Source organism: Pseudorhodobacter wandonensis (assembly GCF_001202035.1).
Lineage (GTDB): Bacteria > Pseudomonadota > Alphaproteobacteria > Rhodobacterales > Rhodobacteraceae > Pseudorhodobacter > Pseudorhodobacter wandonensis.
The window spans coordinates 19,364-42,156 of the sequence record NZ_LGHT01000039.1 but is presented as its reverse complement, the minus strand read 5'-3'; the positions used below and the strand labels follow the sequence as shown (position 1 = coordinate 42,156).

Genomic DNA, 22,793 nt, shown 5'->3' with positions numbered 1-22,793 from the left:
GTTCAACCCTGATCTAAAGGCCAAATATCAGCAGTTGGTATCGACTGGGAAGTGCAAAAAACTGGCCATCACAGCAGTCATGCGCAAGCTAATTGTCATGGCAAATGCATTACTGCGCGACGGTCGAAAATGGAATGAATACCCCACTTGACCAATACGGATACTCGGTGATGCAAGCATCACCTGCCGGTCAAAGGGTAGCGTTGGTTGTTGTAATACTCGACGAAGGCCCCGATCTGGCGTTCGAGGTCGCCGGGGAGGTAGTAATTTTCCAGCAGCACACGGTTCTTCATAGTTTGGTGCCAACGCTCTATCTTGCCCTGGGTTTGCGGATGGAATGGCGCCCCGCGAACATGCGTCATTTTGTGGCCTTCCAACCATTCTGCCAAATCGCCTGAGATATAGCATGAGCCATTATCGCTCAGCAGGCGCGGCTTGTGCCGCACAACAGCTTGGTCGCATCCTGATGCCGTCAAAGCCAATTCGATCGTGTCGGTAACGTCATCAGCCCGCATGTTGGTGCAAAGTGTCCACGCAATAATGTAACGGCTGTAATCATCCAAAATTGTGCTGAGATAATACCAACCCCAGCCGATAATCTTGAAGTAGGTGAAGTCCGTTTGCCACATCTCATTGATCGCCGTGGTTTTGTCGGTGAACTCCTCTGCGGCCTTGATCACCACATAATCGGGTGCCGTGATCAGATCAGCCGCTTTCAATATGCGGTAAGCCGATGATTCAGATATAAAATACTGCTTCTCATCGGTGTATTTGACGGCCAATTCCCGAGTCGTCAACGCCTCATCCTCCAGCGCAAATCCAATCAAGTTATCGCGCCGATCCTGCGGAATGCGGTTCCAGACTGATCCCGGTCGAGGAGATTGATCTGCCAGTGCATCAAACCCACCTTCGAGATAACGATCATACCACCGATAAAAAGTGGTGCGAGGGATGCAAAGCATATCAAGCGTCTTCTTGGTGGGCAGATGTGATCCTTCGACCGTGCGGATGATCTCGAGCTTTTCAGAAGCGGGATACCTCATTCCTCGACCTCCCCAGCCCCTGTCATACTTTTTTTAAGCAATCGGTTTTCAAGGGTGAGATCGGCTACGCATTCCTTCAAGGCCAGCGATTCCGAGCGCAGATCCTTCACTTCTGGTGAAGTGGCTTGACGGGCCGTGTCGCCCGAAAGCCGACGCTTGCCTGCCTCCAGAAATTCCTTCGACCAGCTGTAATAAAGGCTCTCGGCGATGCCCTCGCGGCGGCAAAGCACTGAAATGCTTTCTTCGCCTCGCAGCCCAGCCAAAACAATGCGGATCTTTTCCTCCGCAGAATAGGTCTGGCGCGCCTTGCGGCGGATGCTCTTGACGAGCTTGTCAGCCGCGTCTTTCGAAGTCTCAGGTTTCTTCATCATCTCGATCTCCTAATCGATAAGATGAACCAGAAATCCTCCGTTGATCAAATCCTCAATTATGCCCCACGAGTGCTGACGTCAGACACATCTCAGGCCGCGTCGATCTTAACGCTCAAGGCGGAGTCCGACTTGGCCCGGGCCGATGCACGGCCAGGATCACGCGCGATGGCAAGCCGGTCATAATAGGTGGAAGGGGCAAACTGCAACGCCCTGCAGATTGGCTCGACCCCGAGAGCTCCACAGCTTTCCTCAATGAAAGCAATCATTTGCGAAACGGGCGGTCGAGCTCCGCCTGGGCAAAATACGCGGAAGCTTTGCGCAGGATCTCATTGGCCTGCCGAAGTTCACGCACTTCGCGTTCAAGTTCCTTGATCCGTGCCTTCTCCGCACTGGTTTGCCCCGGTCGTTCGCCACCATCGCGCTGGATCTGGCGCATCCAAACGCGAAGGCTGTCTGGCGAACAACCCAATTTACCAGCGATCGCTGTCAGCGCCGCCGCTTCGCTCTGATAATCATCGCGGTGCTCCATAACCAACCGAACCGTACGCTCGCGGAACTCAGGTGAATACGGCTTCGAGGTCTTCTTCTTTTGTGCATGTTCCATAACGGGCAATTCTCCGAGAGTTTTGCCCTCCGGTAAACAAGGGGCGGTTCAAACTGCTTTAGTAGCTTTAGGTGCAAGGCATCTATTGGGAGATCACAGCATTGTCAGATTGGTGCGAAGGCGATCGATTTTCGACAGGCGCTTGCAACTGTGGAAAGATTGTCTCGCTCAATACAAGCTTACCACGTGTCCATTGGACATCTGCGTCGCTTGCACGCCGCGTCATAACTTGGTGTGCGGTTGAGGGGAGAAAGGATGGTCGCGCTCCTCGCCGCGAATAGCGACAGCTAACGGATGTTTGATTTGTCTCTTCCAAAAGTGAATGATACCCCATCTTGAAAAATGACCAATGAAGGAGTGTGCCATGGCCAACGATATGATGAAGCGGCGGGCTTTGCTGGGTGGCGCAATCGGGATGGCCAGTTTTGTAACTCTGCCAGCTTGGGCGCAAGAAGGCAGCACAGAATTTCAAGTTCCAGTCTCCGGCAGCGTGCGTAACAACGTGTCCAGCTTCGTGATGCCTAAGTGGCAGGATTACTTTGAAAGTACTCGGGGTGGTGCAATTCTGGCGGACACTACGTCACGCGCACTGCATTATTGGTCAGAGGATCAATCAATCTACCGGCTCTATCCCTCGTCCGTTCCTCTGTCCGAGGAACTAACCCGGCTGGGGCGGACCGAGATTGTTCGCAAAGCCGTGAACCCGCCGTGGCGTCCGACGGCATCCATGCTCGAGCGCAACCCGGACTGGCCGAAGATGGTGGAGGGTGGCGTTCCGGAAAACCCGCTTGGTGTCCGCGGACTGTATCTGTCTTGGCCTGCCTACTTGATCCACGGCACCCACGACACCCGAAAGATCGGACGCAGATCATCGAATGGCTGCATTGGTCTTTACAATGAGCATGTCATTGAACTCTACGATTTGGCGCAGGTCGGCACTCAGGTGCTGCTGATCTGACGACCAAGAGCAAAGCTGTCGGGCGCTATAGCGGGGGTTTGTGTAGCAACCGGCTAAGGCTAACCGTGGTTTGCTCCAGTTCAACGTTGTCCTTGCTTCAAGGTGGATATTTCCGCGATATTTGCTTGTAAGTACGGCGAGACGGATTCTTGTCATGGTGAAAAACCCGTCCGCGTTCAGGCGATGAGACTGTGGCCAATCATCTGACAAATTGGGCAACCCTACGCCGCGTGGATTTCCGATGGCTGCAATCCATGATTTGCTGGACCCCTAAAACTCGCGGGATTTCTCCATGACTGCAGTCAAGGCCGCTAGCTCAAGGCTATCTTTTTGCCAACGCCCGTGGTTGAGCTTATCTCACCTTGGTCAGGACTGATCACAAAATTGTACTTTATAGCAATCCGACCCAAATGGATTGAGGAGTGAATATGATACATGCGACACGCCGCATAGTCGTTCTAGGTAGTCTTGCTCTTGGCTTGGTCGGCTGTGCCAATAGCAGGTTCAGGACCTATGACGGCCCGGAAGTCACCCGCATACAATTATTCAAGGGCGACCGACGTTTGTTTCTTTACAACGGTGATCGCGTTCTTAAATCCTATAAAACAGATCTTGGCTTTGCGCCGATGGGACACAAGCAATTTGAAGGCGATGGCAAGACACCCGAAGGCAAATACATCATTGACCGGCGCAATCCGAACAGCTTGTTTCACCTTTCCATCGGCATTTCCTATCCAAATGAGGCTGACATCGCTTTCGCCAAAGCGCAGGGGCGCGAACCTGGCGGCGAAATATTCATTCACGGCGGGCGGAGGCGCAACATCGATCCGATCAAGCCGGATTGGACGGCGGGGTGCATCTCGGTTTCAGATCGCGAAATGGAAGAGATTTATGCGATGGTACGAGATGGAACACCGATTGAGATCTTTGTTTGAAGCCAAGCATGGCTTGTTGCGTCTTGGACCGCAATGTTTCGAGGTTCAGACAAGAGCTCATTCAAAAAGGCGTTGCCAACTCAAAATCCGATGCGCAGAAAACAGGCTCATGACTGTTCTAACCAGCCGCCAATCGCCAAAGGCGTTAGCGGCCAAGTGGGCTGGGGTCCAGCCGACGTAAGGTCAGATTCGAGCCATTTGTTGTGTTGCCCGGCCGGCAAAGATTGTGCATAGGCTCTCAAAGCGAGCCGATCATGTCATTATGCTTGTCAGGCGTGCTGGCTTTTGCAGCCGCAGTCGCAATCCGGCGATGATCCATGCAAACATGATCAACGCTATTGCAGTCCAGTCACCAAAACGAGCATAGGGTGTTGGCGGAAGCGGTCGGGGTAAGCGCGCATCGATGATGCCTGACCTTTCGAGCTCGATCATGGCAATTGTTCTGCCATACGCATCGACCACAACAGAAATCCCGGTGTTTGCGGCACGAACAAGGGGAAGGCCTTCTTCAACAGCCCGCATGCGCGCTGATGCCAGATGCTGCCAAGGCCCGATTGATGTTCCGAACCAGGCGTCATTTGTGGCGTTGAAAATCCAGCTCGGTCGGGTTGCGCCATCAACGACATGACCTGGAAAAATGGCCTCATAGCAGATTGCAACACCAACCAAGGGGAGGCCGGCCCCAATCGCCAACGTGCTTGGCCCCGGGCCGGGCACAAAGTCGCCACGAGACTCAACCAAGCGCGGAAGGGGCAATATGCCGCGCAAGGGAACATATTCGCCAAAGGGCACGAGGTGGTGTTTGGCGTATTGCGCCAAAATCGTTCCGTCTGAGGCAATGGCAAGCACGGCATTGCGGTATGTCGTTCGGGTTGCGGTTTCTTCCTGCACTGGACTGCCCGTGATCAAGACGCCGGATTCCGGTAGAAGGCTTGCCAATATAATGCGTGCTCCTTCATCCTCTGCCAGAAAACCTGGCCAAGCAGTTTCGGGCCAGAGCAAAAGATCAAACGATCCAGCGCGTTCGGACAAGGTTATAAGTCGCTGTTTGTTCTCGTCTCGGGTAGCTTGATCCCATTTGGCGCTTTGGGCTATGTTCGGCTGAACAACCCGGATGCGCGTACCACCTTCTGGGGGCAGGGTAGAGGCCGCTATCCGCACTATGCCGAACCCAGATATGCCAATCAAGATTGCGGCCGTCCCGGCGACACGGAGCCTGCGCAAACGGTGATCGGAGGGACAAAAGGTATATCCCGCGAGTGTTGCGCTTAGCACGATCAGAAACCCTAACCCGTAACTGCCGACCAACGAAGCAGCTTGGGATAGCACCGTCCAGTCCGCAAGACTATAGGCCGCTAGATTCCAAGGGAAGCCAGTCAGAATATGCCCTCTCAGCCACTCTGAGGCGACCCAAGCTGAGGCCAACGACAGCGCCGACGGTAGGCCGGCCCGCGTCATGCGCGTAGCGATAGCACATGCCAATGCCGGAAACGCTGAGAGCAACATCGCAAGTCCGAACACGGCGGGCAGGGCGAGCCATCCGAACCGGTCTGCCTCCACCTGGAAGCTTTCGGTGATCCAGAAAAGGCCTGGCACGAACTGACCCAAGCCGAACACATATCCCAAACTGAACGCCTTGAGGGGGGACACACCACGCAAAAACACCGCCAGGACCGCAAAGGGAATGAGCGCAAGCGGCAGAATCGAATAGGGTGGGAGGGCCAAGACAAAGGATGCACCCGCCGCGACGGAGACAGCAAAACTGGCCAAGTTTTGTAAACGCGTTTTGCTGCAAAGCCTATGTGTTTCCATTCGGACCGAAATTTGAAAACCCTCCATATCGAGCAAAGACGCTTAGGGGCTCTAGTTCCTTTAGGTGCAATAGATCCTTTGACACATCACGGTATTGTCAGAATGACTAGTACGTGTGCAGGCTTTCAACTTTCATCAATGGTCACACAGACTTGACTGGACACCTGTCCCGTATTGCTTGACCCTTAAAGCCCGTCGGAAAAATATAAAGTAACGTTCCAAGTATTGATGAGAAAGCAACGCCCATGCTCACACGACGCCATTTTATCGCAACGGCAACAGCGCTGTTTTCGTCGCCAATCGCAGCACCGGTTTTCGCCTCGTCTCATATGGAAGATCAGTGGGCGACTTGGGATGCGCTCGTTACCCCAGCAGGTTATGATGCTGCGACGACCAACCCTTGGGGATTGCAACCGCGCTTGCTACCAACTCGGGTAGAAGCGCGTGCTGGGCTTGTGCCGGGGGATATTCATGTCGATGCCGTTGCTCGGTATCTTTATCACATTCAGTTCGATGGCACGGCCATGCGTTACGGTGTCGCCATTGGCCGAAGTGGATTATACGAGCCTGGTACCTATACCATCAAACGCAAGGTAAAATGGCCGATTTGGACCCCCACGCAGTCCATGATCGAGCGTGAGCCCGAACTCTATGCCAAATACGCAGATGGGATGGAGCCTGGACCGGCAAACGCCTTGGGATCGCGGGCGCTGTATCTGTTTGTGGGTGATCGTGATACCTATTTGCGGATCCATGGGACACCGCTTCCGCGTTCTATAGGTAACCGGGCGAGTTCCGGGTGTGTGCGTATGGTCATGCCACACATAAATTCGCTGTTCGACCAAGTTGAGACCGGCGTGACAGCATACCTTTATCCGGCAGAAGAAGGTCGTTTAACGACAAGCTAACAAAAAGTCTTAGTGCGGGCGTGGCACCGCGGCGGAAGTTCATCCTTTACAGAGGCAACTCGACTCCGTGTGTCAAACACATGAATGCACGGCTTAAAAGCCAGCGCATAGCCTAGTAAACGGTTTTGTTAGCCTGCGGCTTTTGTGCAGATTGGTCTTCCATCGACCGTAAGTAAAGGAAGCATTGTCGTTTCGACGGGTCCGAAATGGCGATACCAATAGCACCCGTCGTCGGGTTGCAAGATCACCTCCTGAAGGTTTTGATAGGGTGCCGCAATCAGGGCGACCCCCTCGGGCAGTTCCTTGAGGAACCCGGTGGATTTATCGGTAGTCTGATTTATCGGCGTGGAGCAGGCTGCAAGTACCAGAAGTCCGGAAACAAGTAAGATCGACCGAACTTGTTTTTTCACGACGGGAATTTTGCTGTCCATGTGCGCAGGTTCCTTAACTAAGTTCACGGGCCAAATATCATAATGTGGTGGCATAGGGTATCCGCATTTCTTGCTTTGTCGCGTAGACGATCCGAAGTGTTGAGATCTGGATAAAACGTGCGTTGATCAAACCTTGATCAGCGCAGCAGTTGCATACATGAAACCGAGTCCCGCAAGAAACCCGCCTAGAACGGCGGGAGAAAACAGCACCACTTGCCGGTCGCTGCTCTGGCGCATCAGATAAGCCGTAACCTCGACCATGACCTGCAAAATTGCGCCAGCCCCAACGGCCATCGCCAATGCCGACCATTGCGGAGCGTATGCAAGACTTCCTGCCCACATTCCTAGAACGGCAGGGCCACCCGCTAAAAGTGTCAGGGCTGCAAAACTCCAGAGTGGCGGCCGGATCCGCAACATCGGCGCAGCGATGCCAATCCCTTCGGTAACGTTGTGGAGAGCAAAGCCGAGAACGAGGAACGTACCGAGTCCTGCCGATCCGGCAGCAAACGCGCCGCCAATCGCCAGCCCTTCGCCAAAGTTGTGCAAGCCTATCCCTAGGGCAATGTAAAATGCCAACGCCAGCCCTTCCGGCGTGCCGCGCCAGCGTCCGATTGCCATCAGCATGAGGAAACTCGCGAGCCCAGACAGCCAGACCATGGCCGATCCTTGGAACAATGCTGCAGCCTGGTCTGCAAGCTCCAACGCCTCGGACGTCATGTCAATGAGCAGGAAGGTCAACAAACCGACCGTCAGCGCGAGAAGAAAACTCACCCCAACACGCCCGGCGCTTCGCATTGCCGGATAGAAAATCAGACCTAGCGCCACAGGCAGCAACCCAACAATCGCTCCCACTAATGCCTGAAGGCGAAGCTGACCCACCGTGGCCTTTGGTGTTGGCACAGCTACAGCGATTTCATGTTCGAACGAAGCACCAGTGTTAGACAGCATATTAATTGCGTGCGCCTCGCCGAAAACCCACGGATAGGGTATCTGGATCCACACAGCACCCCCACGAACGATCGGCCCGGGCGGGTTCTGCGTGAAAGTCCAGAACGCGTCGTCCACCGCCACCTGGGCGATCACCATGGCGTCTGAACCACCGGCACGGACCAAAAGCCCGATCCCGGTCTCGTCCAGAATTGTCCGCTCCACGGTCAATGCCTCTACTGGCGGCGCGCCATTGTTGAAACTGCGCAGGGGATCAAGCGACGCGATCCAAACGAACATGCCAAGCATGACTGTCAATGGCACAAGCACCAGCAGCAGGCGGCTCAGGGCGGGGCGCTTCAGTTGGGCTTGCTCGTTCATTTCGCAGAGCTCCTTACATCAAACATTCCGACCCAACCAAGTTCGGTGAACTCGGACTGATGTGCATGAAACATGTACATTCCATCTTCGTGATCGGCGAAGCTGAACTCGAGGATTCCGCGCTGCGCCTGACATTGCATGATCAGATCAACGGTGCGCAGCGTTGGCGTCAACGTGGTTCCGGTGTCGTAATAGTCAAAAAAATTCGCGTGCAAATGGAATGAATTGATCGGGTCGAATTCGGTCACGTTCACCAAGTAAATGCGAACTGGGCGCGATTTGTCGATGCGAATTGGCTCATTCATGTAGGCTTGGCCGACAGTGTTTGCAGCATAAACTTCATTTGCGCCGTCGAAATTAGTGTCGAAGGCGTTCATCACCATAGCCATCTCTTGCCAATGAGCATTCTCAGGGCTGCCAAGCAGGCGCGATGCCGCGACGGTCGCGTTCTCGGGGTGACGCTCAGGATCGGGGTCGATAACGAAAAGACCATACATACCTTTGTGCATATGCCGCTTTAGGGGCAAGGCGTGGCAGTGATAAAGGTGGCAACCAAAAGGTTTAGCGTCAAATTCGTAGATAAACTCCTCGCCCGGACCAATCAATCCAGCACCAGGAACACCATCCATCCGCGCCGAATGGATGCCATGGAAGTGCATGGAATGTGGGTGCGAGCCTAAGTTGCGAAAGACTATCCTAAGCCGTTCGCCCTCCTTCGCCCTCAGGGCAGGACCAGGGACCCGGCCATTGAAGGTCCAGGCTGGAAAGAAAATGCCGGGTGCAATCTCGATTTCCTTGTCAATGGCATCGACTTCGAATGTTCGAAGCGTTCTCCCATCAGGCAATAGCTCGGTTGTTCCCCTTTCCCAATCCGTCAACATGGCAGTCGGATCAAACCCGTTTCGATTGTGATCGACCAAGCCAACCGTTGTCATGTTGCCGTGCGCCATTCCCTGCATTGGGGCAGCATATGGATCTGCCGGCATGGTGGACATATCGTGACCAGCCATAGGATCCGCTGTGCTTTGAGAGCGCGCACTGCCAGCGGCGATGGCTGCTCCGCCTGCGGCCACAAGGCCACCAACCAGCAGAGCGCGGCGCGAAGGATCAAGAGAGGGTTTGGAAGCGTCGGCCATGAATCGGGTTTCCTTGCGGGAGCAGTGCTAAAGTCTATGCATCAAAAGTTAGACAAGGCTAACTTGTCTACTCTACACCTTTACCTGTCAATCCAATTCATGCAAAACTTAACGGATGAAAAAGAATGATAATCAGGAAGTAGAAGCCGTCATGCCTGACGAGCGCGCGGTGGATTCCCGTGCCGAAGCGTTTGTCGGGGTGCGTGCGGCCCGACGAAATGAACTGGCGGAGGACTATGTCGAACTGATTGCCGAGCTGATCTATGCGAAAGGCGAAGCGAGACCTGTTGATATTGCAACGAAAATGGGGGTTACAGCACCTACCGTTGCCAAGACGCTCGATCGTCTCGCACGCGAAGGACTGATTACCCGTGCGAAATACCGCTCTGTCTTTCTGACTGAAGAGGGACGCGCTCTGGCGAAAGAATGCCGCCACCGGCATGAAATTGTATTGCGCTTTCTTCTCAGCCTTGGTCTCGACTTAGAGACCGCCGAACGGGATGCCGAAGGGATTGAACATCATGTGAGCGATCGAACGCTCGCGCTATTCGCAGCATTCGCAGACGGGTCGAGAGTAGATCGCAGGAACCTCATGGGCGAGGCATTGCGCAGCAACTAGCCCCTAATCGAGGCAGTATCGATACTTGCCAGCGTATAAGCAATCAACATTGCTGACCATGCCAAACCGAAGGGCGCCAGAAAACCTTCACTGCTTTTTCAAGAATTGCCATCGGCACTCTTAGGCACCTTGCAGCAATTGAGTAACGATCTGTGCTGGCTCAGGACACGTGCGCCGCTTAACCCGCGTGAACTCACTTGCCGGGTAGGGGCCAAGACTAGCTGCCCAAAAAATGTGATGGGTTCCGACAAGAGAGAGGCAAGAATAAGCACTGGAATTGAAGGTTATCACGGCCAAGTGACAGAGTATCGCTTGACCTCCCCTTACTGGAAGGCTGCATATGGCTTCTATGATCCATGTCCTTCGCCTTGCTTTGATTCTAGCCCTGACCTTCGGTGCAGTGGTTGCCCCAAAGGGATCGTCGGCGAGCATGGCTGACATCGCCATGGTGCATATGGATACCGCCGGAAGTGCAGATCAGCGTTGCGATGGGTGCGGTCCCGAGGGATATGTTTCTGGCGTAATTTGCGAGGGCGGGTGTCCTGTTCCTTGCGGTTCAGTGGGAACGGCTGGGATCATAGGTCAAGCGTCTTCTTGGCGATTTGCGATACTATTTTGTCTCATCGTTTCGGTTGACGAACCTTTGATCCCGCGCGGCGTCAGCCCTTCGCTTGACCCATTCCCTCCCAAGCTTCCTATCTGAATTTGAATTTGGTCTCGCTCGTGGCGAGGCCTGACCGTTGACTTGGCCGAATTTGGCCAGCGCGACATTTTCAGAACAAGGCAGAAGCGATGATGCTCAACAGAAATATCTCACGAAGGCAAGTGCTGCGCACTGGTGCCGCTTTCACAGCCATATCCGCTTTGTCACCTGCACGAATAGCCATGGCAGGCCCGACAGACGAACCGTTCGTGCTGCGCGCGGCGTCCGGCCAGGCGGCCTTGCGTCCAGCACCTTATGGCCCGACCGATGTCTGGAGCTACAACGGATCTATTCCGGGCCCTGAAATCCGCGTGCGTCAGGGCGACCGTATTCGTGTTTTGGCCCAAAATGGGTTGGATGAAGGCACAACGGTCCACTGGCATGGCATACGGACTCCGAATGCTATGGATGGCGTGCCGTTCCTGACACAAGATCCGATTTCGGCTGGCAGCGACTTTCTCTACGAATTCGATGCACTCGACGCAGGCACGTTCTGGTATCATCCCCACCACCGCAGTTCGGAACAGGTCGGACGCGGGCTTTCCGGGCCATTGATCGTTGAGGAAACGGACCCGATCCGCGTGGATCGCGACATGACTTGGATGCTCGATGATTGGCGGATGTCTCCCGACGGGCAGATTGTGGATGATTTCGGCAGTCAGGCCGATGCCATGCATGGCGGACGTATTGGGAATTCTGTGACTATAAACGGTCAAATACCGGAACGTATTTCAGTCCGGGCCGGAGAGCGCATCCGACTTCGGCTGATCAATGCAGCCAATGCCCGAATTTTCGCGTTAAATTTTGGAACGTTTGCGCCAGTTATTGTCGCGCTGGACGGTCAGCCCGTGGCGCCCCATGCACCAGAAGGCGATATCGTGCTTATCGGCCCGGCGATGCGGGTTGATTTGGTCATCGACATGACCGGCAAGCCTGGTGATGCGGCTTTTGTCACCGATACTTTCTACCAAGGGTTGGAATACCGTCTGGTCGATCTCGTCTATGCGCCTGACAGATTACGGGACACGGTGCCGGATTGGCCGATGGATCTGCAGCCTAACCCGCTTGCCGACCCTGACATGGCCTCGGCTGAGCGGCATCAGATCGTCTTCAATGGCGGAATGATGGGGCAGATGATGATGGGCAATAGCATGAGGTCGATGATGGACCAGATGCGCGAGGGCAACATTTGGTTCATTAACGGCAAGGCGGCGACAGGTCCGATCAAGGAACCCTTACTGGTTTTGCCGCAGGGAACGTCGCACGTGTTCGAGATGGACAATCGCACGGCCTGGCATCACCCGATCCATTTCCACGGGCATTCGTTCCGCGTCATCTCGCGCAACGGGCAACCAACGCGTTATCGCGAATGGCAGGATACAGTGATGATGGCCCCCGAGGAACGGGTTGAGATCGCGTTTGTGGCGGACAATCCAGGAGACTGGATGTTCCATTGCCACATTCTAGAACATCAGGCAGCTGGCATGATGGGCGTCGTCCGCGTCGCCTCCGGCAGCACTAAAATTTGAAGACCCACAAAACACTGATCACATGAAGGAATGAACCTATGAAAAAGATACTTGGGTTTGCAAGCCTTGGCACCGCTGGTGCTGCCGCCATATTCGCGATGAGCCTGAATGCCGCACCGACGGCAGCGCAGGAGGTCATGCTTTACAAGAATCCGAAATGTGGATGTTGCGAAGACTACGCCGACTATCTGCGCCAAAATGGTTTCACGGTAGAAGTGAAACCTACCCAAGATCTTTCGCAAATCAGCCGCGAGGCAGGTATCCCGGATGATTTTCAGGGCTGCCATACTGCATTTCTGGGCGATTATGCTGTGAGTGGCCATGTTCCGATTGCCGCCGTCAAAAAACTTCTTGATGAGCGACCAAAAATTGCCGGAGTGACGCTTCCGGGCATGCCGATGGGGTCGCCGGGTATGGGCGGCGCTAAACAGGAGCCATTCAAAGTGTTCGCTGTCGAAAAAGGTGTGAGCCCGACTGTCTACATGGTCGAATGATCAATTGCACGGTCTGGCGCAATTGCGCGCCAGACCGGCTTCACAGGAAAAAAGGATGAATTGTATGATGATGGGCGGTGGAATGATGGGTGGCAGTATGGTGGTTGCGACGGGTCTCGTTTGGCTGCTGATTGTGGTGGTGCTGGGGCTGGCGGCAATTGCACTGGTCAAATACATCCGCTCGGACAACGGGAAATAGTAAGGCACCGAGATGCGGATTGAAGGTGCCAGTAGCGGCGACAGCCTGTTGATGATGGGATTGGCCTTGGCGGTTTGCGTCCTGCTTATCTTGTCGTTTTTCGTGGCATTTTTCATCCTCTGTAGGTGGCTCGCAACGAGGAGGCGGAAGCGCAGTGAAAAACACCATTAGGCTCTCCGCATTTTTGTTCACCGCAACGGTCTTACCGGTTGCGGCGCAGAACGACATACCCACGGGCGCGCGCCTTTATCAAGAAAACTGCGCCAGTTGCCACGGTGCTAACCTTGAGGGGCAGCCTGAGTGGCGCTCAAGATTGCCAAACGGCAGATTGCCCGCCCCACCGCATGACCCATCGGGGCATACTTGGCATCATTCGGACCGCATATTGACTGACATCGTAAAGCGTGGAACTGCGGCGATCGTCGGGAACGGCTATGAAAGCGACATGCCCGGTTTCGAAGAAGTGCTGAAGGATGAAGAAATTGTGGAAATCTTGGCCTTTATCAAGAACACATGGCCCGACCGGATCCGCGAATTGCAGGAAAGCCGCAGCCAAGCGGATGAGAAGGTACAACCATGACGCAGAAGTCTGCAAGCAAGAATGAACCCCCAAGCTCATGCTGGTGCCTCTGCTGGCGATCCGTAATTTGAAACGCAAAACTGCCAAGGGACCAACGCAATGAAATATTTTACGCGGGCTCTGATTGTATGGGCATGGTCTTTTGGAATAGCGTTCGCGGGACCGCAAGGGTTTGCTGTCCGTGCAATGCCACAACCGATCGTCAATGTGCGCTATCTGACAGAAGACGGCCGTCGGGGAGATATGGAAGATTTTCGAGGTAAGGTCATCCTCGTGAACCTGTGGGCGACATGGTGCGTTCCATGCCGAGAAGAGATGCCGACGCTGGATGCGCTACAGGCAGAACTAGGGAGCGATGTTTTCGAGGTGGTTGCTCTGTCGATAGACAGGGCAGGTGCGCCCGCAGTCCGACGCTTTTACAATGATATTGGCGTTAATAACCTTACCATGTATGTCGACAATACCATGTTGTCGATGACCGCGCTGCGCGCAATTGGCCTGCCGACGACAATCCTGATTGACGATAAAGGGCAAGAGCTTGGGCGACTGATCGGGCCGGCCAAATGGGACGATCCAAAGATGGTGTCCTTCTTGCGGGATTTTATAGAATGAACATCGCCAACCCAAATGGGAAACCGAGCCAGGAGGGCCAATGAGCGATCCCACAATAGGCGTCATGCCGTCGTTGACCGACGCGATTTCTTTAACCGCAGTTCGTCGATATTTTTCAGTGATCATCCCAGCCAATCTGATCTGGGAGTTTGCACACATGCCGCTTTACACGATTTGGACCGCGGGCAGTTGGAAGGAGATCGTCTTTGCGGCCGTTCATTGCACGGGTGGGGATATCCTGATCGCCCTGAGCACACTGATGCTCGTCTTGATACTGATAGGCAAAGGCTGGCCCTATTTCGCTGCGACGCGACGTTCCGTAAGAGCTTTGACTGTAGCTTTCGGCTTGGGATATACTTTCTTCAGCGAATGGCTCAATATCACGATCCGCGAAGCTTGGGCCTATTCAGATTTGATGCCGATCATTCCGTTCCTCGATGCGGGCCTGTCGCCGGTTTTGCAATGGATTGTTATTCCGTTGGTCGCGTTCTGGTGGGCAGGACGGACCTTTAATGACAAATGCAATCAATGATGGGTTTTGCGGTATAGCATCTTTGCCGAATTCTCGGCTGGACCGGCAGCATCGGCTCGCTCCTGATGCTCGGCTTCACCTCCACAGGCATGCTGGCTCATATTGATCTATTCCGAGGGGAGGGGCGTATATTTCCAAAAAGATCATTGTTCGCCAATGCCATCACCGCGCGGGTCCGCTATGTATCTAACGCTGAGGGCAGAACGCTACATGATCCATAAGCATCGGCCACTCAACAAAACTTTCGCCCAAAGGATCGTTTTTCTTGGAAGCTATTATCTCTCTGATTTCGCAGTATGGCACATTGGTTTACCTGCTGCTTTTTGGCTATTGCACCTTGAAAAGCGGGTCTTTGCCGTTGTTCGGGGGGTATGCGGCGCAAGCCGGGGCGCTGGATGTCGCACTGGTCGCGGTTGCGACATTTGCGGGTGGCTATTTGGGTGATGAATTGCGCTTTGCCGTGGCGCGGCGGTTTGGCGCAGGCTTTCTGGCGTCACGGCCGCGTCTTTTGGCGCTGATGGACAAAGCCGAAGCACTGCTGGATGCCTATGGCTGGGCTTATATCTTCATCTATCGTTATCCCAAGGGAATGCGCACAATCGGGGCGCTGCCTGTGGGTCTGACGCAAATGAAGTGGCCGGTGTTTACGGTGTTGAATGCTTCCTCGGCTTTGCTATGGACGGGGCTTTTGGTGGGTGCTGGATATTACTTTGGCGCCGCGATTGAGCGTGCGGTGGTTGACGGGTGGGGCACCTTCAGCATCGTGCTGCTTTTGGTTTTTCTCGGCCTTGCTGTTCTGGGATGGCGGCGGCTCTCGCGGACGGTCGGCTGACGTTATAGGGATGGGTGATCCGACGCGTTATGCGCATGGCCGCATAGATCATGGTTCCCCAGCACCTCAATCACGCGGCAATCGGCGATGGTGCCGTGGGCGCATTGAGCGATCATACGTTCCAGTTCTACTTCCAGCGCCCGCAAGCGGGCAAGGCGATCCCGCACGGCGACAAGTTGTGCCTTTGCTAGCTGATCCGCCGCCGCACAGGATTGATCGGGGGTATCGGACAGGCTGAGCAGGTCGCGGATGGCCTCCAGCGTGAAGCCCAGCTCGCGGGCATGGCGGATGAAAGTCAGCCGGTCCATTGTGGCCGAGCCATAAAGGCGCTGATTTCCGGCGCTTCGTTCCGCTTCGGGCAGCAGACCGATTTCTTCATAATAGCGGATCGTCGGCACTTTGACGCCGGCAGTCTTGCTCAACTTTCCGATGGTCAGCATAAAAAACCTCTTGAACCTCTAGTTGCTAGAGACATTAAAGATGGGAATCAATAAGAGCAATGCCTTGACCAGACCGGAGATAGATATGACCACGCCACCCGTTGAACAAACCGACAGCAGTTGCGAATGGACCGTTTCGGGCATGGACTGCGGATCCTGTGCCAATAAAATCAAGGATGCGGTGGGGCGGCTGCCGGGGGTTTCTGATATCAGTGTGGCACTGATGACGGAACGCCTGCGGTTGACACTGGATGAGGCGCAAACCCCCCGTGGGCGGATTGAGGCGACAGTCAAATCGCTTGGCTACGGTATTGCGCCAAAGGGCGAGGCCACCGCGCGGAAGGGGTTTGTGATGCCCGAGCAGGCAGGTGCGCAGGATCATTCCGATCACGACGGCCATGACCATGAGGCCAAATCCAGCCCCGATGCGGGCCACGGCAGTGCAGGCCATGTGCATGACGACCCCGCCGACAGGGGCAAGCGTTGGTATCAGACCTCCAAGGGCCAACTGGTCATCGTGACCGGTATTCTTTTGGTGGTCGCCTGGGCCATCGAACTTTTGACTTCGTCTGAAATCGGCTATTGGGCGTTCTTTGTTGCCTGCCTGATCGGAGTAGCACCCGTGGCCAAACGGGCCTTTGCCGCGCTGCGCGTCGGCCAACCTTTTACCATCGAAAGCCTGATGACCATTGCCGCCATTGGCGCGCTGTTCATCAACGCGGCGGAAGAGGCGGCGTTGGTAGTCTTTTTGTTTGCGGTGGGCGAGGTGCTGGAAGGCGTTGCGGCAAACAAAGCGCGTGACGGCATTCGTGCCTTGGCCAATCTCGTGCCCAAAACGGCGCTGCTGGAGGAAAATGGCGCCACCCGTGAAATTCCCGCGGATACCCTGACTGTGGGCCAGATCGTGCTGGTGCGTCCCGGTGATCGCATCCCAGCGGATGGTGAGATTGCATCGGGCACAAGTGGCATCGATGAAAGCCCGGTAACGGGCGAAAGCGTGCCGCGCACCAAGGGGCCAGGCGATGCGGTCTTTGCAGGCTCGATCAATACCGAGGCCGCCTTGCGGGTGACTGTGACCAAAGCCGCGCAAGACAACACAATTTCCCGCATTATCCAATTGGTGGAGGAGGCTGAAGAGGCCCGCGCGCCGACAGAACGGTTCATCGATCGGTTCAGCCGTTGGTATATGCCTGCAATCGTAGGCGTAGCGCTGCTGGTTATCCTCGTGCCCCCCCTTATGTTCGGGCAGTCGTGGGACACATGGGTTTATCGCGGCCTCGCACTTTTGCTGATCGGTTGCCCTTGTGCGCTGGTGATTTCGGTGCCTGCGTCCATTGCCTCGGCCATGTCTGCAGGTGCGCGCAAGGGGCTGTTGATGAAAGGCGGGGCCGTGATCGAGGCCGCCGCCAAGACCACCCATGTGGCCTTTGATAAGACCGGCACTCTGACGCATGGTCGCCCGGTTGTGACGGATGTGGTTCCGTTGGGGGCGTTGGAGGAAAGCGCCGTGTTATCACTTGCGGCAGCGGTTGAGGCCGGATCAAACCATCCGCTCGCCATGGCAATCTCCGGCAAGGCCAAGGACGCAAATGCGCCTGTATTGGCGGCGAAAGACGCCCGCGCGATCCTGGGTAAAGGGGTTGAGGCAGTGATCGACGGCGCGTCCGCATGGGTTACCAACCCCAAATATGCAATGGAACAAGGCGGTCTGGACGGTATTGGGTTGCGGCGCGCGACAGCGCTGGAGGAAGAAGGCAAGACCGTTGCCGTGCTTTACCGTGCCCGCGAACCCCTTGCCCTGTTTGCGCTGCGGGACGAACCGCGCAGCGATGCCGCCGATGCGGTGCGCCAGTTGCGCGCCATGGGGATCACCCCAGTGGTTCTGACAGGCGACAACCCACGCACCGCAGCAGCTATTGCGGGCGGCCTCGGCATAGAGTTTCAGGCGGAAATGATGCCCGAGGACAAGCTGGCGGCGATCAAGAAGATGAGTGAGACCGGTCATGTGATGATGATTGGTGACGGCATCAATGACGCGCCGGCGCTGAAACAGGCGTCGGTTGGCGTAGCGATGGGGTCGGGCACCGATGTGGCGCTGGAAACCGCCGATGCCGCCATTCTTCGCGACCGGGTGACGGATGTGCCTGCGCAGATCCGGTTGGCGCGGGGGGCTATGGCCAATATCCGCCAGAACGTGACGCTCGCACTGGGACTGAAAGCGGTGTTCCTTGTGACCTCGGTGTTGGGGATTACGGGGCTGTGGATCGCCATTCTGGCTGATACCGGTGCCACCGTGCTGGTTACCCTGAACGCGCTGCGCCTGCTGCGCTTTGACCCTGAGCGGGAGGGATGACGTGATATCACTGTTTGGGTGGGTCGTTCTTGCCATTTTGGCGACATATCTTGCTCTGTTCGTCTGGGGCAATGCGATGGCCTCGCGTGCAATAGGACGATCGGTCTGGCTGTTTGGCAAGGCCAAGGGCAGCGACCGAGTCGCCGCGCTTGGGTTTCGCTCATCCTTTGTGGTGGCAGGCTTTGGATCAATGCTTTGGCTGGCAGTTCCGGCGCTGCACAAGGCTGACCCGCTTTGGACCGAAGGCGCGTTTCCCGGCCTTGGGATCATTGGTATATGCGTCGCAGCAGTTGGTGCGATGGTCGCCGTTCTGGCGCAAAAGTCGATGGGCACCTCTTGGCGGGTCGGGGTTCCTGAGGTTGATACCGGAGCTCTGGTTCAGGCCGGGTTGTTTCGCATCAGCCGCAATCCGACTTTCTTGGGGCAAGCTATGCTGTTGGCCGGTGTGGCACTGGCGATCCCAGCGCTGCCGACCGCGGCGGCTGTCGTGATATTCCTGACCTCGGCCAGCCTGCAAATCCGATCAGAGGAAGCTGCTTTGGCCCGCACGCTTGGGCAGCCCTACCTAGCATATTGCAAGGATGTTCCGCGCTGGATCGGATTGAAAATGGAATTTCCAGAAACGCGTCTTGCGATGGGTCTTGTTCTGGTTTGCGTGGTCGCTTTTGATCAGATCACAAAGCTCATGGCGCTTGTGTGGTTGACGCAAGGGGATGTCTATCCTGTTTCGCCCAGCTTTAATCTCGCACTCGGTTTCAATGAAGGTGCAAGTTTCGGCATGTTGTCTGGGGTGATGTCAGGCAGGCCTTGGGCCATGGTTGCCCTGACGGGTGGATTGACATTGATCATAGGGATCATGGCATTGCGGGCGAACAATCGATGGGAGCGGCTGGGGCTGGCGCTGGTCGTCGGTGGATCGCTCGGAAACATTATTGATCGGGGGCGGCAAGGCATGGTGACAGATTTTCTCGACGTCTATTGGCGGACGTGGCATTGGCCGACTTTCAATATGGCCGATGTGGCGATCAGCCTTGGGGCGGTAGCATTGATTTTGGCAATGCTGCGTAAGGCACCTGAGCAGGAGAATGCCAATGCGTGAAAACGGATTCCTTACAACTTTCCGTTTGGAAGGGGCGCTGGCGGTAGCTTTCGGGATTGCCCTTGTCGCCACCCTGGCCGCGCTGTTCATCGGTGAGGTGCTGGGCCAGATGCCTTGCACTCTATGTTGGTATCAGCGCATCGCCATGTTTCCTTTGGTGCCGCTTTTGGGGATAGCCACATTGCGCGGGGATACAGGCGTGCGGATATACGCGCTGCCCCTCGCACTGGCGGGGCTCGCATTGGCACTTTGGCACAGCGGGCTGTATGCAGGGTTGATCCCTGCTGCCATCGCCCCTTGCACCGCATCAGGCCCGTCCTGCACAGATCAGGCACAGGTGGTCCTTGGAATACCCTTGCCCTATCTATCAACCATCGCTTTTGCGGCCATCCTGGCCAATCTCAGCTTACTAAAAGGATCCCGCACATGAATCGCCGCGCTTTTGTTCTCGGCTCGACCGCTTTGGGCGTAATAGCCTTTGGTGGCGGCGCGTTTTACGTCACCCGCCAGCGTCAGCGTGACGCCGCCCTTGCCGCAGAAACAGCCCCTATTTCCGATGACGCTGTTCTGATTCGACCCTATTCGCCCATCCTTGGCCCGTTCGATGCCCCTGTGACGCTGGTCGAGTTTTTCGACCCTTCCTGTGAGGCGTGCCGCGCCTATCACCCCGTGTTGCAGCAGTTGCGCAAAGAATTCCCGACGCAGCTGCGAATTGTGTTGCGCTACACCGTGTTTCACGAAGGGTCAGATGAGGTAGTGCGGATGCTGGAAGCCGCGCGGCGTCAGGATCTGTTCGAGCCTGTTTTGGACGCTTTGCTAGAAGAGCAGCCAGGCTGGGCCGTTCACGGAGCGCCCCAGCTTGACGTGGCTTGGGAAATCGCCGGGGCTGCTGGCCTTGATCTTACCCGCGCCGAGGACGACATGCTGTTTCCCGGCACCACCGCTGTGCTGAACCAGGACGCCGCCGATGTCGAAACGTTGAACATCCGCCAGACGCCAACATTTTTTCTGAACGGCAAGCGCTTGGAAAGCTTCAGTGCCGACACTCTGGTTGCCGACATTCGGCTGGCTGTGGAACAAGCAGGCTGATTGCAATCACAAACGCTAATGGAGACTACCGTCTATGAGGCTTCGACATATTCAGATCGGACTTTGGATCATGGCCTTGCTTGCGGCCCTAGCCTACGGTGCCTTGGTGCTGCGGCCCCAAATGAACGCGCAAACCCAAGAAGCCACGTTTCGGCCTGCATTTTCTCTGGCCGATAGCGCAGGCCAGCTTCGCACAACAGACGAATTCGCGGGCAAGTTCCAACTCGTGTTTTTTGGCTTCACCAATTGCCCTGATGTCTGCCCGACCACCCTGTCTGAGGTGGCGCAAGTATGGATGATTTGGGCGATGCCGCAGCAAAGGTGCAACCCATCTTTATTTCGATCGATCCTGAGCGTGACCGCAAGCTGGGCATCGACGCCTTCACCCAGGCTTTTCACCCCGCCATTCTGGGGCTAACGGGTGATGCAGAGGCCACGCGGGCAGCAGCGGAGAGTTTCAAGACATTCTTTGAGCGCGAGGACGCGCCAGATGCTACCGATGGCTACACCATGTCGCATAGTGCAGCCCTTTACCTTATCGGCCCGAAGGGTGATTGGTTGCGCCAATTCGACTATGGCACCCCTGCCGATGCCATTCTTTCCGATCTGAAATCGAGGTTCTGACACATGAAAAATCTCCTTCCTGCAATGGCATTTTTGTTGGCGGCCCCAATGGCGCAAGCCTGTGAAACCTTTACGAGCGGCGATATCAGCGTCCAACAGGCTTGGTCCCGTGCCTCTATCGGAACGGGGCGCCCGGCGGTTTTGTATCTGGAGATCACCAACAGCGGCGCGATGGATGACGCCCTGCTTGGCCTCACGACACCGGCGGCCAGCATGCCGATGCTGCATGAAACCACTGTCACAGATGGTGTCGCCGCGATGCCCCATGCTGCATCAATTCCCGTTCCAGCAGGCCAAACTGTGGCTCTGTCGCCGGGAGGATTTCACGGGATGCTCATGGGCCTGACCGCACCGCTGGTCGAAGGCGAAAAATTTCCTATCACTCTAACCTTCGAGAAGGCAGGTGCGCTTGACGTCAGTGTTGATATTTTGTCGATGCGGGCACAGGAGGCTGCGTGCGACGACGCCAAATAATCCTGTCCCTTGCCGGAGTGGCCGGAGCTTCGGCGTTCATGCTGGGGCTGGGGGCGTGGAAGACGCGCAACCGCGCCGTTCCTAACCCGCTATTACCATTGCCGCTGACATCAATGGACTGGCGTCTGACCAATCACGTCGGGCAGGAGGTCACACCTGCAGATTTGCGGGGACGCCCTGCCATGGTGTTTTTTGGCTTTACCTATTGCCCCGACGTTTGCCCAACCACGCTGCTTGATATCGCTGACTGGTTGGAAGCGCTTGGCTCAGACGCCGACAGGCTGACGGTTGCCCTGATCACAGTCGACCCGGAGCGTGACACACCGGATGTGCTGGCGGATTACATATCTAATTTCGACCCGCGTATCATTGGCCTTACCGGCAGTATGGGCGAGACAGCCTGCGCGGCCGCTGATTTTCGCATCAGCTTTGATAAAATGCCTACCGTGGACGGCGACTACACCATTAACCACACTGCGGGCGTTTTCCTGTTCTATGCCAACGGGCGATTTGCCAGCATCATTGACTTCCACGAGGATCGGCGTTTCGCTGTTCCAAAACTACGCCGCATTCTTGCCTGAGGAGAAGCTCACCATGTCTTTTGCCACCTTAACACGCCGCCACCTGATGTTGATCGCCGGAGCTTCAGCCATCGCCCGGCCGGCCCTTGCAGCAGATCCTGCCATTCATGTCGTCAAGGATCGAAACTGCGGATGCTGTTCGGCTTGGGTCGATGTTCTGCAGACCGAAGGTTTTGCGGTTACCACCGAGGACAGTCTTGGAACCTTGCTGATGCAGTATAAATCCGACAATGGTATCCCGCAGGACATGATCTCATGCCATACTGGCCGGATTGATCAGTATATGCTGGAAGGCCATGTGCCACCATCCGATATAAGGCGCCTTCTGGTCGAGCGCCCCGATGCTATCGGCCTAGCCGTTCCGGGCATGCCCTACGGCTCACCGGGGATGGGGCCTGAAAACGCGCGCGAGGCCTATGATGTGTTCCTGATCCGGCGCGACGGCACGACCGAAGTCTTCTCGCACTATGAGGCTGCGTGAACGAACGCCATGCGTTCTTGAAATGGCCTTGTGGGTGCTGCCACCA

General features: G+C 55.9%; 23 protein-coding genes, 4 pseudogenes and 1 other annotated feature. Of the genes and pseudogenes, 20 read left to right on the top strand and 7 right to left on the bottom strand.

The annotated features are described in order from the left end of the window. Positions 1-151, top strand: a pseudogene (locus tag AKU79_RS20060) (IS110 family transposase); the annotation flags it as partial. 49 nt (positions 152-200) lie between these two features. Here the strand turns inward: AKU79_RS20060 and AKU79_RS13085 are convergent. Both AKU79_RS13085 and AKU79_RS13075 read right to left on the bottom strand, forming a co-directional pair. Further along, a pseudogene (locus AKU79_RS13085) lies at positions 201-1,414 on the bottom strand (IS3 family transposase); the annotation flags it as partial. Between the two features lie 113 nt (positions 1,415-1,527). Continuing rightward, positions 1,528-2,018 (bottom strand): annotated as a pseudogene (locus AKU79_RS13075) (transposase); the annotation flags it as partial. Then, positions 1,606-1,722 (bottom strand) — a sequence feature (AL1L pseudoknot). (Overlaps the previous pseudogene by 117 nt.) Before the next feature lie 364 nt (positions 2,019-2,382). Between AKU79_RS13075 and AKU79_RS13070 the strand changes: the two are divergent. Together AKU79_RS13070 and AKU79_RS13065 are read left to right on the top strand one after the other, a co-directional pair. Further along, the gene (locus AKU79_RS13070; protein ID WP_050524038.1) at positions 2,383-2,976 is read left to right on the top strand and encodes a L,D-transpeptidase; all 594 of its coding nucleotides are present in this window, start codon (positions 2,383-2,385) and stop codon (positions 2,974-2,976) included. Between the two features lie 428 nt (positions 2,977-3,404). Next, positions 3,405-3,911: a L,D-transpeptidase family protein gene (locus AKU79_RS13065; RefSeq protein ID WP_050524037.1), complete on the top strand. Its 507-nt coding sequence runs from the start codon at positions 3,405-3,407 to the stop codon at positions 3,909-3,911. Positions 3,912-4,163: 252 nt separating this feature from the next. On the opposite strand, the gene lnt is transcribed toward AKU79_RS13065, so the two are convergent. Next, positions 4,164-5,750, bottom strand: a complete 1,587-nt coding sequence (lnt, locus tag AKU79_RS13060; RefSeq protein ID WP_050524036.1) for an apolipoprotein N-acyltransferase — start codon at positions 5,748-5,750, stop codon at positions 4,164-4,166. A gap of 218 nt (positions 5,751-5,968) precedes the next feature. Between lnt and AKU79_RS13055 the strand changes: the two genes are divergently transcribed. Further along, complete coding sequence (locus AKU79_RS13055; protein ID WP_050524035.1) at positions 5,969-6,631, top strand: L,D-transpeptidase; 663 nt, start codon at positions 5,969-5,971, stop codon at positions 6,629-6,631. A 128-nt stretch (positions 6,632-6,759) separates the two neighbouring features. Here AKU79_RS13055 and AKU79_RS13050 read toward each other — a convergent pair whose 3' ends face one another. The 3 genes from AKU79_RS13050 to AKU79_RS13040 form a co-directional block, all read right to left on the bottom strand. Then, positions 6,760-7,062: a hypothetical protein gene (locus AKU79_RS13050; RefSeq protein ID WP_050524045.1), complete on the bottom strand. Its 303-nt coding sequence runs from the start codon at positions 7,060-7,062 to the stop codon at positions 6,760-6,762. A 126-nt stretch (positions 7,063-7,188) separates the two neighbouring features. Next, positions 7,189-8,370, bottom strand: coding sequence for a ZIP family metal transporter (locus AKU79_RS13045; RefSeq protein ID WP_050524034.1), 1,182 nt, complete (start codon positions 8,368-8,370; stop codon positions 7,189-7,191). Then, positions 8,367-9,506 (bottom strand): multicopper oxidase domain-containing protein, encoded by a 1,140-nt coding sequence (locus AKU79_RS13040; RefSeq protein WP_050524033.1) that lies wholly within the window; start codon positions 9,504-9,506, stop codon positions 8,367-8,369. Before AKU79_RS13040 ends, AKU79_RS13045 begins: the two co-directional genes overlap by 4 nt. A 115-nt stretch (positions 9,507-9,621) precedes the next feature. Between AKU79_RS13040 and mntR the strand changes: the two genes are divergently transcribed. From mntR to AKU79_RS13005, 8 genes are all read left to right on the top strand, one after another. After that, complete coding sequence (gene mntR, locus AKU79_RS13035; protein ID WP_022705387.1) at positions 9,622-10,125, top strand: manganese-binding transcriptional regulator MntR; 504 nt, start codon at positions 9,622-9,624, stop codon at positions 10,123-10,125. A gap of 885 nt (positions 10,126-11,010) precedes the next feature. Continuing rightward, positions 11,011-12,357 (top strand): multicopper oxidase family protein, encoded by a 1,347-nt coding sequence (locus AKU79_RS13030; protein ID WP_231580177.1) that lies wholly within the window; start codon positions 11,011-11,013, stop codon positions 12,355-12,357. Between the two features lie 38 nt (positions 12,358-12,395). Next, a complete protein-coding gene (locus AKU79_RS13025; RefSeq protein WP_050524032.1) occupies positions 12,396-12,851 on the top strand; it encodes a DUF411 domain-containing protein in 456 nt (151 codons plus the stop codon). Between the two features lie 55 nt (positions 12,852-12,906). Further along, positions 12,907-13,050 carry a hypothetical protein gene (locus AKU79_RS19325; protein ID WP_156209739.1) on the top strand — a complete coding sequence of 48 codons (144 nt, stop codon included), beginning with the start codon at positions 12,907-12,909 and terminating at the stop codon, positions 13,048-13,050. Positions 13,051-13,234: 184 nt separating this feature from the next. Then, the gene (locus AKU79_RS13020; protein ID WP_231575889.1) at positions 13,235-13,630 is read left to right on the top strand and encodes a c-type cytochrome; all 396 of its coding nucleotides are present in this window, start codon (positions 13,235-13,237) and stop codon (positions 13,628-13,630) included. Positions 13,631-13,729: 99 nt separating this feature from the next. Next, positions 13,730-14,242, top strand: coding sequence for a TlpA family protein disulfide reductase (locus tag AKU79_RS13015; protein WP_050524031.1), 513 nt, complete (start codon positions 13,730-13,732; stop codon positions 14,240-14,242). 40 nt (positions 14,243-14,282) lie between these two features. Further along, on the top strand, positions 14,283-14,774 hold the full coding sequence (locus tag AKU79_RS13010; RefSeq protein ID WP_231580176.1) for a hypothetical protein: 492 nt from the start codon (positions 14,283-14,285) through the stop codon (positions 14,772-14,774). A gap of 265 nt (positions 14,775-15,039) precedes the next feature. Beyond that, complete coding sequence (locus AKU79_RS13005) at positions 15,040-15,606, top strand: DedA family protein (RefSeq protein WP_050524030.1); 567 nt, start codon at positions 15,040-15,042, stop codon at positions 15,604-15,606. Between the two features lie 2 nt (positions 15,607-15,608). Here AKU79_RS13005 and AKU79_RS13000 read toward each other — a convergent pair whose 3' ends face one another. Beyond that, positions 15,609-16,046, bottom strand: coding sequence for a MerR family transcriptional regulator (locus tag AKU79_RS13000; RefSeq protein WP_050524029.1), 438 nt, complete (start codon positions 16,044-16,046; stop codon positions 15,609-15,611). Positions 16,047-16,131: 85 nt separating this feature from the next. On the opposite strand from AKU79_RS13000, the gene AKU79_RS12995 reads away from it, so the two are divergent. The 8 genes and pseudogenes from AKU79_RS12995 to AKU79_RS12960 all read left to right on the top strand — a co-directional run bounded on the left by AKU79_RS12995 (position 16,132) and on the right by AKU79_RS12960 (position 22,747). Beyond that, positions 16,132-18,399 carry a heavy metal translocating P-type ATPase gene (locus AKU79_RS12995; RefSeq protein WP_050524028.1) on the top strand — a complete coding sequence of 756 codons (2,268 nt, stop codon included), beginning with the start codon at positions 16,132-16,134 and terminating at the stop codon, positions 18,397-18,399. A 1-nt stretch (position 18,400) separates the two neighbouring features. After that, positions 18,401-19,498 (top strand): signal peptidase II, encoded by a 1,098-nt coding sequence (gene lspA / locus AKU79_RS19000; RefSeq protein WP_156209736.1) that lies wholly within the window; start codon positions 18,401-18,403, stop codon positions 19,496-19,498. Next, positions 19,491-19,928, top strand: a complete 438-nt coding sequence (locus tag AKU79_RS12985) for a disulfide bond formation protein B (RefSeq protein WP_050524027.1) — start codon at positions 19,491-19,493, stop codon at positions 19,926-19,928. Before lspA ends, AKU79_RS12985 begins: the two co-directional genes overlap by 8 nt. Continuing rightward, positions 19,925-20,587 (top strand): DsbA family protein, encoded by a 663-nt coding sequence (locus tag AKU79_RS12980; protein ID WP_050524026.1) that lies wholly within the window; start codon positions 19,925-19,927, stop codon positions 20,585-20,587. The genes AKU79_RS12985 and AKU79_RS12980 overlap by 4 nt, the downstream gene beginning before the upstream one ends. Before the next feature lie 34 nt (positions 20,588-20,621). Beyond that, positions 20,622-21,211, top strand: a pseudogene (locus tag AKU79_RS19770) (SCO family protein). A gap of 3 nt (positions 21,212-21,214) precedes the next feature. Further along, the gene (locus AKU79_RS12970) at positions 21,215-21,685 is read left to right on the top strand and encodes a copper chaperone PCu(A)C (RefSeq protein WP_050524025.1); all 471 of its coding nucleotides are present in this window, start codon (positions 21,215-21,217) and stop codon (positions 21,683-21,685) included. Next, positions 21,667-22,266 carry an SCO family protein gene (locus AKU79_RS12965; protein ID WP_050524024.1) on the top strand — a complete coding sequence of 200 codons (600 nt, stop codon included), beginning with the start codon at positions 21,667-21,669 and terminating at the stop codon, positions 22,264-22,266. The genes AKU79_RS12970 and AKU79_RS12965 overlap by 19 nt, the downstream gene beginning before the upstream one ends. A 13-nt stretch (positions 22,267-22,279) precedes the next feature. After that, on the top strand, positions 22,280-22,747 hold the full coding sequence (locus tag AKU79_RS12960) for a DUF411 domain-containing protein (protein WP_050524023.1): 468 nt from the start codon (positions 22,280-22,282) through the stop codon (positions 22,745-22,747). The last annotated feature ends 46 nt before the right edge of the window (positions 22,748-22,793 follow it).